The following is a 13,868-nucleotide window of genomic DNA, read 5'->3' on the forward strand; positions in this document are numbered from 1 at the left end:
GGACGTCGCCGCCCTGCCCTTCCGTCACGAGCCGAACCGCTCGACGAGCGCCCGCTTGAGGATCTTCCCGCTCGGCCCGAGCGGCAGCGCCTCGACCACCTCGACCCGTCGCGGGTACTTGTAGGACGCTATGCGCTCCTTCATGTACGCGACGACCTCCGCGGCGTCGACGGTCGCGTCCGCCTTCGGCACGATCGCGGCGACGACCTCCTGCCCGTGCTCCTCGTGCGGCACGCCGAACACGGCGCACTGCGCGACGGCCTCGTGCCGGGCGAGCACTTCCTCGACCTCGCGCGGGTACACGTTGTAGCCGTTGCGCAGGATCATGTCCTTCGTCCGATCGACCACGCGGATGTAGCCGTCGTCGTCGATGGTGCCGAGGTCGCCGGTGCGGAACCAGCCGTCGACGACCGCGCGCGCGGTGTCCTCGGGGCGGTGCAGGTAGCCGTTCATGAGGTTGTGGCCGCGGATCACGATCTCGCCGAGCACGCCGCGCTCGAGCAGCTCGACCCGGTCCTCGTGCTCGGGGTCGGCGATCTCGATCTGCACGCCCCAGATCGGCTTCCCGACGGTGCCGGGCCGGGCGGGGAGCCCCACGTGGTTGAACGACGCGACGGGCGAAGTCTCCGTGAGGCCGTAGCCCTCGTGGATCTCGGCGGAGAACGCGTCGCGGAACGCCTCGATCGCGGCGACCGGGAGCGCGGCGCCGCCTGAGACCGCGTAGCGCAGGGCCGGGCGCGCGGGGTTCCGGCCCGCCGCCGCCAGCAGCGCGAAGTACATGGTCGGCACGCCCATGAACACCTGCGTGTCGTGCTCGACCATGAGCGCGAGCGCCGCGTCGCCGTCGAAGCGCGGCACCATCACGATGGTCGCGCCGATCCGGAAGGACGCGTTCATGGTGCAGGTCTGACCGAACGTGTGGAACAGGGGCAGGCAGCCGAGGATCCGGTCGCCCGTGCGGAGATCGAGCGTGTTGAGCAGCAGCACGTCGACCTGCATCACCAGCGCCAGGTGGCAGCCCTCGGCGCCCTTCGGCTGGCCCGTGGTGCCGGACGTGTACAGGATGGTTGCGATGTCCGACGGCCGGCGCGGCACGTAGGTGCGGATCGGTGTCGCGGCCGGCGCGAGCTCCTCCAGCCGGTCGGGCCCGCCCTCGGTCGAGGCCGGTACGAGCACGCTGATCACCGGCACCTCGGCGAGCGCAGCGCCCTTCGCGCCCTGCTCGAGCAGCGGTCCGGCGCAGACGAGGAGCGCGGATCCGGAGTCGCGGAGCACGTATGCGATCTCCTCGGCCTTCAACAGTGCGTGCACGGGCACGACCACGCCGCCGAGGGCGAGCACCGCGTAGTAGACGCGCGGGAAGTCGGCCACGTTGGGGATCAGCATGGCGACGCTCGTGCCCTCGCCCACCCCGCGCGCGGCGAGCGCGCCCGCGTAGGCGCGGGTCTCGTCCCAGAGCTCGCGATAGGTCGTGGCGACGTCGCCCACGACGACGGCGACCCGGTCGGCGTGCCGCTCGGCGGACTCGGCGAGGATCGCGGCCACCGACACGGAGGCGAACCCCGTGCCTTCCTGCTCGTGGGCGGGAAGCAGGGGCGTGTCGGAAGTCATGGTCGGTCCCATCGGTCGTCGACGACGCGGGAGGCGGTGCCCCCCGGGGCACCGTCCGTCGGGCGCCTGCCGCTGACGATAACCGTCGACGACCGCCCCGGGGAGGCCTGACAGCCCGCGGATAGGATGATCACGTATGGAATCCAGCATCGTGTACCCGCCCGAGCTCCCCGTCAGCCGGATGCGCGATGAGATCGCCGACGCCATCCGCGACAACCAGGTCGTCATCGTCGCGGGCGCCACGGGCTCGGGCAAGACCACGCAGCTGCCGAAGATCTGCCTCGAGCTCGGCCGCGAGAGCATCGGCCACACGCAGCCCCGCCGCCTCGCCGCGCGCACCATCTCGGAGCGCATCGCGGAGGAGCTCGGCGGCGAGGTCGGCCAGCTCGTCGGCTACCAGGTGCGCTTCACCGACAAGGTCTCCGCCGACACCCGCATCAAGCTGATGACCGACGGGATCCTGCTCAACGAGCTGCAGCGCGACCGGCTGCTGAAGAAGTACGACACGATCATCATCGACGAGGCCCACGAGCGCAGCCTCAACATCGACTTCCTGCTCGGCTACCTCAAGCAGCTGCTGCCCCGCCGGCCCGACCTCAAGCTCATCATCACGTCGGCCACCATCGACCCGCAGAGCTTCTCGAAGCACTTCGGCGACGCGCCCATCGTGGAGGTGTCCGGGCGCACGTACCCGGTGGAGATCCGGTACCGCCCGCTCGTGGCCGAGGCCGCCGTCGCGGGCGAGGACGACGACCTCGCCGACGCGCCGCTCGAGCGCCCGGCCGACGATCGCGACTTCCTGGAGGGCATCAACGCGGCCCTCGACGAGCTGGCCGCCGAGTCGTCGGGCGACGTGCTCGTCTTCCTCAGCGGCGAGAACGAGATCCGCGACGCCGAGGACGCGATCCGCAGCCGGAACCTCCCGCACACCGAGGTGCTGCCGCTCTACGGCCGGCTGTCGTCGGCGGACCAGCACCGCGTCTTCCAGCCGTCAACGCAGGCGGGCGTGCGCCGCCGCATCGTGCTCGCCACCAACGTCGCCGAGACGAGCCTCACGGTGCCCGGCATCAAGTACGTGATCGACGCCGGCACCGCCCGCATCTCGCGCTACAGCGTGCGCTCCAAGGTGCAACGGCTCCCCATCGAGGCGATCTCGCAGGCGTCGGCGAACCAGCGCTCGGGCCGCTCCGGCCGCACGAGTGACGGCATCGCGATCCGCCTGTACTCGGAGGAGGACTTCCTCCGCCGTCCCGAGTTCACCGAGCCCGAGATCCTCCGCACCAACCTCGCGGCCGTGATCCTGCAGATGGTGTCGCTCGGCCTCGGCGACATCGCCGCGTTCCCGTTCCTCCAGCCGCCGGACTCCCGCGGCATCAAGGACGGCGTCGACCTCCTCACCGAGCTCGGCGCCGTGATCCGCTCCCCCGACGGCACGCCCGCCCTCACCCAGGTGGGCCGCGACCTGTCGCGCCTGCCCATCGACCCGCGGTTCGCGCGCATGGTCGTCGAGTCGCGGAAGCACGGCGTGAGCCGCGAGGTGATGATCATCGTGGCCGGCCTCACCATCCAGGACGTGCGCGAGCGCCCGCTCGAGAAGCGCCCGCAGGCCGACCAGCAGCACGCGCGCTTCGTGGATCCGTCGAGCGACTTCATCACCCTCCTCAACCTCTGGAACCACCTCGAGGAGAAGGAGGCCGAGCTCTCCTCGAGCGCGTTCCGCCGCATGTGCAAGGCCGAGTTCCTCAACTACGTCCGCGTCCGCGAGTGGAAGGACGTGTTCCGCCAGCTGCGCCAGCTCGCCCGCCCCCTCGACCTCGCCATGAACGAGCCCAAGGCCGACCCGGACGGGATCCACAAGTCGCTGCTCGCCGGCCTCCTCTCCCACATCGGACTGAAGGACGCGCAGAAGAAGGACTACGTGGGCGCCCGCCAGTCGCGCTTCGTGGTGTTCCCGGGGTCGGCGCTCGCGAAGAAGCAGCCCGACGCGATCATGAGCGCCGAGCTCGTGGAGACCAGCCGCCTGTTCGCGCGCACCAACGCGGCCATCGACCCGGCGTGGGCCGAGCCCATCGCGGGCGGGCTCGTCAAGCGCACCCACAGCGAGCCGCACTGGGAGAAGAAGCAGGGCGCCACCGTCGCGTGGGAGCGCGTGACGCTCTACGGCGTGCCGATCGTGCTGAAGCGCCGCGTGCAGTTCTCCCGCATCGACCCCGCGTACGCGCGCGAGCTCTTCATCCGGCACGCGCTCGTCGAGGGCGACTGGGAGTCGCAGCAGGCCTTCGACCGCGCCAACCGCCGCCTGCGCGAAGAGCTCGCCGAGGTGGAGGAGCGCACGCGCCGCCGCGACATCCTCAACGACGACGAGGCCGTCTTCGAGTTCTACGACAAGCGGATCCCGCGCGACGTCGCTTCCACGCGCGCCTTCGAGGGCTGGTGGAAGAAGCAGCGGCAGGAGACGCCCGAGCTCCTCACGATGACGGCCGAGGAGCTCGTAGCCTCGGACGCGATGGACGTCGACGAGGCCGCGTTCCCGCCCACCTGGCAGCAGGGCGACCAGCGCCTCTCCCTCACCTACCGCTTCGAGCCGGGCGCGCCCGACGACGGCGTGACCGTGCAGGTGCCGCTCGCGCTCCTCGCGCGCCTCAGCCCCGCGGGCTTCGACTGGCAGGTGCCCGGCATGCGGCGCGACCTCGTGACCGCCATGATCAAGGCCCTCCCGAAGGCGCTGCGGAAGAACGTCGTGCCCGCCGCCGACTGGGCCGACCGGCTCCTCGAGGGCCTGCCCGAGCCGGATCCGCAGCACCCCGTGGCCTTCACCACCACCATCGCGGGCCTCATCATGCGGAAGGCGCACGTGCGCGTCGCCGACGACGACTTCGACCTCGACCGGATCCCCGCGCACCTGCGCATGGCGTTCCGGGTCGTCGACGAGCGCGGCCGCGAGGTGGCCGCCGGTCGCGACCTCACCGAGCTGCAGGCGCGCCTGTCCAGCCGCGCGCGGGACAGCGTCGCGCGCGCCACCGCCCGGCCGGTCGAGCGCGTCGCCGGTGCGAAGGGCCCGGCCACGCGCGGCATGGAGCGCACGGGCCTCACCACGTGGGACCTCGACGAGCTGCCCCGCTTCGTCGACACCGCGCAGGGCGGCACGGGCGACAGCAGGCACGTCATCCGCGCGTATCCCGCGCTCGTCGACGAGGGGTCCACCGTCGCGATCCGCCTCATGGCGACCGCCGAGGACCAGGCCCGCGCGATGCCCGGCGGCGTGCGGCGCCTCCTGGTGCTCGCCATCGCGAACCCCTCGGCCTACGTGAAGCAGCACCTCACGAGCCAGGAGAAGCTGATGCTCGCGACGAGCCCGTACCCGAACGTGCAGGCGCTCTTCGACGACTGCCTGCTCGCGTGCATCGACCAGGTGCTCGAGCGCGTGGCCCCGGGCGGCGCGATCTACTCGAAGGAGCTGTTCGAGACGGCGCGCGACCGCGTCTCCGGCGTCGTCATGGACTCGATGTTCGACACCGTGGCGCTCGTCAACCGGATCCTCACGGGCGCGCGCGACGCCGAGCGCGCGATCAAGCAGGCCACGAGCATGCAGCTCATCGGCGCGCTCACGGACGCGCGCGAGCAGCTCGCCGGCCTCGTGCACCCGGGCTTCGTCTCGGCGACCGGCCTCGCCCGGCTCCAGCGCCTGCCCGCCTACCTCTCCGGCCTCACCCACCGCGTGCAGCGCCTCCCCGACCAGCCCGCGCGCGACCGCGCGTGGATGACCGAGGTGCAGAAGGCGACCGACCTCTACCGCGAGGCCGGCGGCGTCATCCCGTCGGCGCCGCACGCGCCCGCGTCGCTCGTGCACGCCCGCTGGATGCTCGAGGAGCTGCGCCTCAGCCTCTTCGCCCAGCACCTGCCGACGGCCGAGCCGGTGTCGCTGCAGCGGATCCGGAAGGTGCTCGCGGGCTGAGGCGCGGGATCAGGCGGGGGTCGGGCACGTGCCCGGTCGCCTCGTGGCTCGTCGCTGGCGTCGAGTTCGTATGCAACCTCGTGTACAGCGCTGTCGACACACAGATGTTCGCTGCGGGGAACATCGTCGAAACACGGGCTGAGCAGAGTGGTCGCACGACGCCCACCGGAGAGCGTCGTGCTCCCCGCCCTGCACCGTCGCCCGTGAAAGGCCCTGCCATGACGCCAGACACCCGGTCAGCTCCACCCGGCCCCAGCTCCGCCGCCCCCGCCGTCGCCTCCGCCTCCGCCGACTCGACCACCCGCGCCGCCACGCGCGAGAGCCTCGAGGACTACACCCTCCGCTTCGCGCCCCGCTCCTACCGGCGCTGGACCGCCGGCGTCGTCGCCACCAGCGCCCTCGGCGGCATCGCCTACCTCGCGGACTTCTCCATCGGGGCCAACATCGGCATCGCCCACGGCACCACGAACGCGCTCCTCGGGATCCTCGTCGCCGCCGTCATCATCTTCGTCACCGGCATCCCGCTCGCGTACTACGCGGCCCGGTACAACATCGACCTCGACCTCATCACGCGCGGATCCGGCTTCGGCTACCACGGCTCGATCATCACCAACGTGATCTTCGCCACGTTCACGTTCATCTTCTTCGCGCTCGAGGGCTCGATCATGGCGCAGGGGCTCGAGCTCGGCCTCGGCATCCCGCGCCCGGTGGGCTACGCGGCGTCGACGCTGCTCGTGATCCCGCTCGTGATCTACGGCATGAAGGCGCTGTCGAAGCTGCAGGTCTGGACCACGCCGCTCTGGCTCGTGCTGATGGTGATCCCGTTCGCCTACCTCGTCATCGCGAACCCCGGGTCGGTGGGCACCTTCCTCGCCTACCCGGGCGAGGGCGGCGGGACCGGCGGCGCCGACCTCGCGTCGGTGATGCTGGCGGCCGGCGTCTGCCTCTCGCTCATCGCGCAGATCGCCGAGCAGATCGACTACCTCCGCTTCATGCCGCCGAAGACCGACGCCAACCGCGTCGCCTGGTGGCGCGCCGTCATCCTCGCGGGACCCGGCTGGGTGCTCTTCGGCGCCGTCAAGCAGGCCGTGGGCCTCTTCATCGCCGTCTACCTCATCGCCACGCTCGATCCCGCCGCCTCGGCGACCGCGAACGAGCCGGTCCACCAGTTCCTCGGCGTCTACGAGCAGATGATGCCCGGCTGGCTGGCCCTCGCCCTCGCCGTGGTGCTCGTGGTGATCTCGCAGATCAAGATCAACGTGACGAACGCCTACTCGGGATCCCTCGCCTGGACGAACTCGTTCACCCGCGTCACCCGCACGTACCCCGGACGCATGGTCTTCGTGATCGTGAACCTCGCCATCGCGCTCGCGCTGATGGAGCTCAACATGTTCGACTTCCTCAACACGATCCTCGGCTTCTACGCCAACTGCGGCATGGCCTGGATCGTCACCGTGGCGACCGACATCGCGATCAACAAGCACGTGCTGGGGCTGTCGCCCAAGCACCCGGAGTTCCGGCGCGGCATGCTCCACGACTGGAACCCGGTGGGCGTCGTGTCGCTCGCGCTCAGCGCGGGAATCTCCATCGCCATGTTCTTCGGCGCGTTCGGGCCGGACATCGCCCCGTTCTCGCCGATGTTCGCGGTCGGCATCGCGATCGTCGCCACCCCGCTCATGGCGATCCTCACGCGCGGCCGCTACTACCTCCGCCGCACCGACGACGGCATCGACCTCCCGATGCTCGACGCGGACGGCAACCCCTCCGCCGCGCTGCTGCGCTGCCACGTCACGGGGTTGGAGTTCGAGCGGCCCGACATGATCCTCTCGGCGGAGCGCGCGGAGGACGGCTCGCCGCAGTACATCTCCTCGCTCGCGCTCGCCACCGACCGGACGGGGCGCTACGTGCTCCCCGCGCAGCGATGAGCCCCATGCTGACGGAGCCGCCGCTCCGGAGGATCGTCTCCCTCGGCGGACCGTATGGTGCAGGGATGAGCGACGACGAGAACGCCCCCGAGACCCCGACGGCGTCCGCCGCCGCGACCGGGCCACGGCGTTCCCGCACCGACCACGTCTACGAGCAGCTCCGCGACCGCCTCATGAGCGGGGCCTACGCGCCGCGCACCCGGCTCCGGGAGGAGGCGATCGCCGCCGAGATGCAGGTCTCGCGGACGCCCGTGCGCACGGCGCTCTTCATGCTCCGCAGCGACGGCCTCATCGAGAACGACGAGTACGGCTACCGCGTCGTCATGCCGGACCTGCAAGCCCTCGCCGCCCTGTACGAGCTGCGGGTCACCCTCGAGATGCGCGGGATCCAGCGCACCATCGACTACGACGCCGCCGCGTACGACCTCCCGCTCCTCACCGCGGAGCTCGACCGGTGGCGGGAGTTCGCGGAGAGCCCGCCGTCGCCGACCCCGCAGTTCGTGGTCGAGGACGAGCGCTTCCACGTCACGCTCTGCCGTGCCGCCGGCAACGAGGCGATCGTCGACGCCCTCGAGGCCGTCAACCACCGGATCCGCTCGGTGCGCATGTACGACTACGTGACCGAGGACCGCATCACCGCGACCGTCCAGGAGCACCTGGCGATCGGCGACCTCGTCGTCGCCGGCGACGTCGAGGCGGCCAAGGCCGCGCTCGGCGAGCACGTCGGCGTCTCCCTGGACACCGTGATGGCCCGGGCCACCCGCGCCATCACCAACATGGTCACCCGCGGCGTCCTCTGACGCCCCTCCCCGCCCGACCCGCGACACCCGACCCGCGTCACCCGCGCCGCCCGATCCCCGGGCCGCGCGCTCCTCCGCCGACCCGGAAAGCAGAGAGCCATGCCCACGCCCGCTCCCCCCGCACCGCGCTTCGACAGCGTCCTCATCGCCAACCGCGGCGAGATCGCCCGCCGCATCATCCGCACCGCCAGGCGCATGGGGCTGCGCACCATCGCCGTGTACTCGGAGGCCGACCGCGCCGCCCCGCATGTCCGCGAGGCCGACGAGGCCCATCTCCTCGGGCCGAGCGAGCCGGAGCGCAGCTACCTCGACATCGACCGCATCATCGAGGTCGCGCAGGCCGCCTGCGCCGGCGCCATCCACCCGGGCTACGGCTTCATCTCGGAGAGCGCCGCGTTCGCCCGGGCCGTCGAGGAGGCGGGCATGGTCTTCGTCGGCCCCACCTGGCAGCAGATCGAGGCCTTCGGCCCGAAGCACACCGCGCGCGCGATCGCCATGGAGTGCGGCGTCCCATGCGTGCCCGGGAGCGGCCTCGTCGCGTCGGAGGACGCCGCGGCCGAGGCCGCCGCCGCGGTCGGCTACCCGGTGATGGTGAAGGCGTCGGGCGGCGGAGGCGGCGTGGGCATCGTGACCTGCGCCGACGAGACGCAGCTCCGCGCCGCGTACGCCTCGGTCACGCGGCTGGCCGCGGCGAACTTCGCGACCCCCGGCGTGTTCGTGGAGCGCTTCATCGCCCGTGCCCGCCACCTCGAGGTGCAGGTGTTCGGCGACGGCGCGGGCGAGGTGGCGATCCTGGGCGACCGGGACTGCAGCCTGCAGCGCCGCCACCAGAAGGTCGTCGAGGAGGCCCCGGCTCCGCACCTCCCCGAGCACGTGCGCGAGACGATGCACCGCAGCGCGGCCGCCCTCGCCCGGCACGTCGGCTACCGCTCGGCCGGCACGGTCGAGTTCGTGTACGACGACCGGACCGAGGACGTGTTCTTCCTCGAGATGAACACCCGGCTCCAGGCCGAGCACCCGGTGACCGAGCAGGTCCTCGGCATCGACCTCGTCGAGTGGATGCTGCGCGTGGGCCTCGGCGACGTCGGCCCCGCGGGCTTCCTCGCCGCGGCCGAGATCCCCTCGCCGACGCGCCACTCCGTGGAGGCGCGCATCTACGCGGAGGACCCCACGAAGGACCACCGCCCGAGCTCGGGCCTGCTGACCGAGGTCGCGTTCCCGGCGGGCGCCGTGGCCGGCCCGGCCGACCTCCGCATCGAGAGCGGGGTGGAGACGGGCGACGTCGTCACCCCGGTCTACGACCCGATGCTCGCCAAGCTCATCGTCACTGCCGACGACCGCACCGCGGCCTTCGCCGCCCTCTCGGACGCGCTCGCCGAGACGCGGATCCACGGGCTGGAGACCAACGTCGGCCTGCTGGCGAGCATCGCCCGGTGCCCGGAGGTCCTCGACGGGAGCATGACGACCTCGCTCCTGGAGACCCTCCGCGACGAGCGCCCCCGCATCGACGTGGAGCGCGGCGGCGCGTCCACCACCATCCAGGACTGGCCGGGACGACTCGGCCACTGGCAGGTCGGCGTCCCGCCGGGAGGCCCGATGGACGACCGCTCCTTCCGCCTCGCGAACCGCGCAGTCGGCAACCCGGAGGGCACTCCGGCCCTCGAGTGCACCGTGACCGGACCCGCGCTGCGGTTCTCCCACGCGACCCTCGTCTGCGTCACCGGCGCGGAGACGGTCGTGACCGTCGACGGGGCGCCCGTCCCGCAGTGGGAGCCCGTCCTCGTGCCGGCGGGCGGCACGCTCGACGTCGGCACCGTGCGCGGCGTCGGGGTCCGGACCTACGTCGCCGCGCGGGCGGGCTTCGACGTGCCCGCGTACCTCGGCAGCGCCGCCACGTTCGCGCCCGGGGGCTTCGGCGGGCACGGCGGCCGAGCGCTCGCCACGGGCGACGTGCTCCGGACGGCGCCGCTCGACGAGGCGGGATCCGCGGCGGGACTCGGCGAGCCCGCTCCCGTGCCGCCGGCGGAGCGTCCCGTCATCGGCGCCTCGTGGACGCTGCACGTCGCCGAGGGACCGCACCCGGCCCCGGACTACTTCACCCCCGATGACATGGCCGCGATCTACGACGCCGAGTGGGAGGTGCACTTCCACGCGGCGCGCACCGGGATCCGGCTCGTCGGCCCGAAGCCGCGCTGGGCACGACCGGACGGCGGCGAGGCGGGCCTGCACCCCTCGAACCTGCACGACAACGCGTACTCCGTCGGCGCGATCAACTTCACCGGCGACACCCCGTCGATCCTCGGACCCGACGGCCCGAGCCTCGGCGGCTTCGCCTGCCCGGTCACGGTCGTGAGCGCCGACCGCTGGAAGCTCGGCCAGCTGCGCCCCGGCGACACGCTGCGCCTGGTCCCCGTCGACGAGTCGGAGCTGCCGCGCATCGGCGAGGCCCGGCGCACGGCCGACGCCTTCGTCCCGCGCTCCTCCCGGCGGGACGACGATGACGGCGTGCTCGCCCGCCGACCGGCGACCGACGCCGCTCCCGAGGTCGTCTACCGCCGGGGCGGCGACGACAACCTCCTCGTCGAGTACGGGCCGATGACGCTCGACCTCGGGCTGCGGATGCGGATCCACGCGCTCATGGAGGCGCTCGCCCGCGTCGACCCGGCCGGGCTCGTGGACGTCACGCCGGGCGTCCGATCGCTGCACCTGCACGTCGACCCCGCCGTGCTGGGCGTGCGCCGGCTGCTCGGGCTCCTGCGAGAGCTGGAGGACACGATCCCGGCGACGGCCGACCTCGTGGTCCCCAGCCGCGAGGTGCACCTGCCGCTCTCGTGGGACGACCCGAGCATCCACGAGGCCATCGACCGGTACGCGTCGCTCATCCGCGACGACGCCCCGTGGAACCCGTCCAACATCGAGTTCATCCGCCGCGCCAACGGCCTGGGGTCGGTGGACGAGGTCCGCGACATCGTCATGTCCGCGCAGTACATGGTCCTCGGCCTCGGCGACGTCTACCTCGGCGCCCCGGCGGCGGCCCCGCTCGATCCCCGCCACCGGCTGATGACGACCAAGTACAACCCGGCGCGCACGTGGACGGCCGAGGGCACGGTCGGCATCGGCGGGACGTACATGTGCATCTACGGCATGGACAGCCCCGGCGGCTACCAGCTCATCGGCCGCACGCTCCCCATCTGGGCGGGCCTGCGCACGCGCCGGCGGGCGTTCCGCGACGGCCACCCGTGGCTGCTGCGTTTCTTCGACCGGATCCGCTACCACCCCGTGAGCGCCGACGAGCTGATGCACCTGCGCTCCGAGATGGCGGCCGACCGGCTCGAGCTCGACATCCGACCGGGCGAGTTCTCGCTGCGCGAGCACGAGGACATGCTCGCGCGCGACGCCGAGCCGATCGCCGCGTGGGAGGCGGCCGGCGAGTTCGCCGTCCGCGAGGAGGCCGTCGGCGCCGACTCCGTGGAGGACGATGTCCGATCCCGGCTGCCCGAGGGCGCCACCGTGGTGGAGGCGCCGATGGCCGGCGCCGTGTGGAAGGTCGAGGCATCGACCGGGGCCGACGTGGGAGTCGGCGCCGCGCTCCTCGTCCTCGAGGCGATGAAGATGGAGACGCCCGTCCGCGCGCCCCACGACCTGCGCGTGGTGGAGATGCTCGTCGCGGCCGGTGCCACCGTCGCGGCCGGCCAGCCGCTCGCCATCGTCTCCGCCACCGCCCCCTGACCGCCGCGTCGCCACGAGCGCCGCACCCCAACGACCACCGCACCCCGAACGGAGACCCCGCATGACCTCCTCGCCCACGTCAGCTCCCCTCACCCCTCCCGCTCCTCCCGCGGGGGCACCGGATCCGGTCGGCCGCGTCCGCGCCGCCTACCGGCGCATCGTGGAGGCGGACCGGCCCGAGGTCTGGATCACGCTGCGCCCGGAGGAGGAGGCCCTCGCCGCCGCGGCCGCCGTCGAGCGCGCCCTCGCGGATCACGGCGCCGACGCCCTGCCGCTCGCGGGCCTGGTGATCGCGGTCAAGGACAACATCGACGCCGCCGGGTTCCCGACGACCGCAGCGCTCCCCGGCAGCGCCTACACGCCTGCGGAGAGCGCCCCCGTCGTCGCGCGCCTCGAGGCGGCGGGCGCCGTGGTCGTCGGCAAGACGAACCTCGACCAGCTCGCCACCGGGCTCGTCGGGACGCGCAGCCCCTACGGCGAGGTGCGGGGAGCGGCCGACCCCGAGCTCGTCTCCGGTGGATCCAGCTCGGGCTCCGCGGTAGCCGTCGCGCTCGGGATCGTGGACGCCGCCCTCGGCACCGACACCGCCGGATCCGGCCGCGTGCCCGCCGCCTACAACCGGCTCGTCGGGATCAAGCCCACCCTCGGCCTCCTGCCTGCCCGCGGCGTCGTGCCGGCCGCGCCCTCCTACGACACCGTGACGGTGTTCGCCCGCACCCTCGGCCTGGCCGAACGCGTGGCCGGGGTGATGGCGGGCGTCGACGACGCGGATCCGGCCAGCCGCCCCTGGCCCGCCGACGCTCCGCTGAGCGCGGCTCCCGTCCTCCACCTCGCCGTGCCGGTCGACGCTGACCTCGCGCCCATGTCCCCGGAGTGGCGGCGCGCCTTCGACCGGACCGTCGCGCTGCTCGCGGACGCGGGCGTGCAGATCGTCGAGGTCGACATCGCGCCGCTGCTCGCGGCCGCCGCCCTCCTCTACGACGGCGCCCTCGTGGCCGAGCGCACGCAGGCCGTCGGGCACCTGCTCGCCGGGACGCCCGAGGGCACGGATCCGTCGGTCGCCCGCATCATCGGCTCCGGCTCCGCGAAGACGGCCGTCGAGCTCGTCGCCGACCAGCAGACGCTGCGACGCCACCGGCTGGATGCCCGGCGCATCCTCGCCGGCGTGGACGCGCTCCTGCTGCCCACGGCCCCCGGGCACCCGTCGCGCGCCGAGGTCGCGGCGGATCCGATCGGCGTGAACTCGTGGGTGGGCACGTACACGAACTTCGTGAACCTCCTCGACCTGGCCGCGATCGCGGTGCCCGGTCCCGACGCCGACGGTCGGCCCTTCGGCGTGACCCTGGTCGGTCCCGCGTTCTCGGACGCCGCGCTCGTCGACGCCGCTGGCCGGCTGCAGCGCACGATCGGCACGGCGGGTGACGACGCGCGCATCCCGACGGGGTCGTGGGGACCCGCCGCCACGCCGATCGCCGTGTTCGGCGCACACATGGTCGGGCAGCCGCTCAACGGGCAGCTCACCGCGCTCGGCGCGCGGCTGCTCGGCGACGCGGTCACCGCGCCCGCCTACCGCCTGCACGCGCTCGACACGACGCCGCCCAAGCCGGGGCTCGTCGCCACGGACACGGGCGGCGCGAGTATCACCGGGGAGCTGTGGGCGATCCCGTCGGGCCGCGTGGCCGACTTCGTCGCGCAGCTCGCGCGCCCCATGGTGGTCGGCAAGGTGGCGCTGGCGGACGGATCCGAGGTGCTCGGCTTCCTCTGCGAGCCCCAGGCGATCGCGGGCGCCGAGGACATCACCGAGCGCGGCTCCTGGCGCACGCACCTCGGGGCCGGGAGCTGAGCGTC

At 72.9% G+C, this 13,868-nt stretch carries 6 protein-coding genes; 5 read left to right on the forward strand and 1 reads right to left on the reverse strand.

The window, feature by feature from the left end:
* Nucleotides 1–24: 24 nt before the first annotated feature.
* Nucleotides 25–1,611, reverse strand: a complete 1,587-nt coding sequence (locus CMS_RS11660; protein ID WP_049792007.1) for a long-chain-fatty-acid--CoA ligase — start codon at nucleotides 1,609–1,611, stop codon at nucleotides 25–27.
* A gap of 136 nt (nucleotides 1,612–1,747) precedes the next feature.
* Here CMS_RS11660 and hrpA point away from each other — a divergent pair, with 136 nt between their 5' ends.
* From hrpA to atzF, 5 genes are all read left to right on the forward strand, one after another.
* Nucleotides 1,748–5,566, forward strand: a complete 3,819-nt coding sequence (gene hrpA, locus CMS_RS11665; RefSeq protein ID WP_012299642.1) for an ATP-dependent RNA helicase HrpA — start codon at nucleotides 1,748–1,750, stop codon at nucleotides 5,564–5,566.
* Between the two features lie 218 nt (nucleotides 5,567–5,784).
* The gene (locus CMS_RS11670) at nucleotides 5,785–7,491 is read left to right on the forward strand and encodes a purine-cytosine permease family protein (protein WP_012299643.1); all 1,707 of its coding nucleotides are present in this window, start codon (nucleotides 5,785–5,787) and stop codon (nucleotides 7,489–7,491) included.
* Between the two features lie 65 nt (nucleotides 7,492–7,556).
* Nucleotides 7,557–8,291, forward strand: coding sequence for a GntR family transcriptional regulator (locus tag CMS_RS11675; RefSeq protein WP_041464654.1), 735 nt, complete (start codon nucleotides 7,557–7,559; stop codon nucleotides 8,289–8,291).
* Nucleotides 8,292–8,390: 99 nt separating this feature from the next.
* Nucleotides 8,391–12,020, forward strand: a complete 3,630-nt coding sequence (gene uca / locus CMS_RS11680; protein ID WP_012299645.1) for an urea carboxylase — start codon at nucleotides 8,391–8,393, stop codon at nucleotides 12,018–12,020.
* Between the two features lie 61 nt (nucleotides 12,021–12,081).
* Nucleotides 12,082–13,863, forward strand: a complete 1,782-nt coding sequence (atzF, locus tag CMS_RS11685; RefSeq protein WP_012299646.1) for an allophanate hydrolase — start codon at nucleotides 12,082–12,084, stop codon at nucleotides 13,861–13,863.
* Nucleotides 13,864–13,868 lie beyond the last annotated feature (5 nt).

The organism is Clavibacter sepedonicus (genome assembly GCF_000069225.1).
Classification (GTDB): domain Bacteria; phylum Actinomycetota; class Actinomycetes; order Actinomycetales; family Microbacteriaceae; genus Clavibacter; species Clavibacter sepedonicus.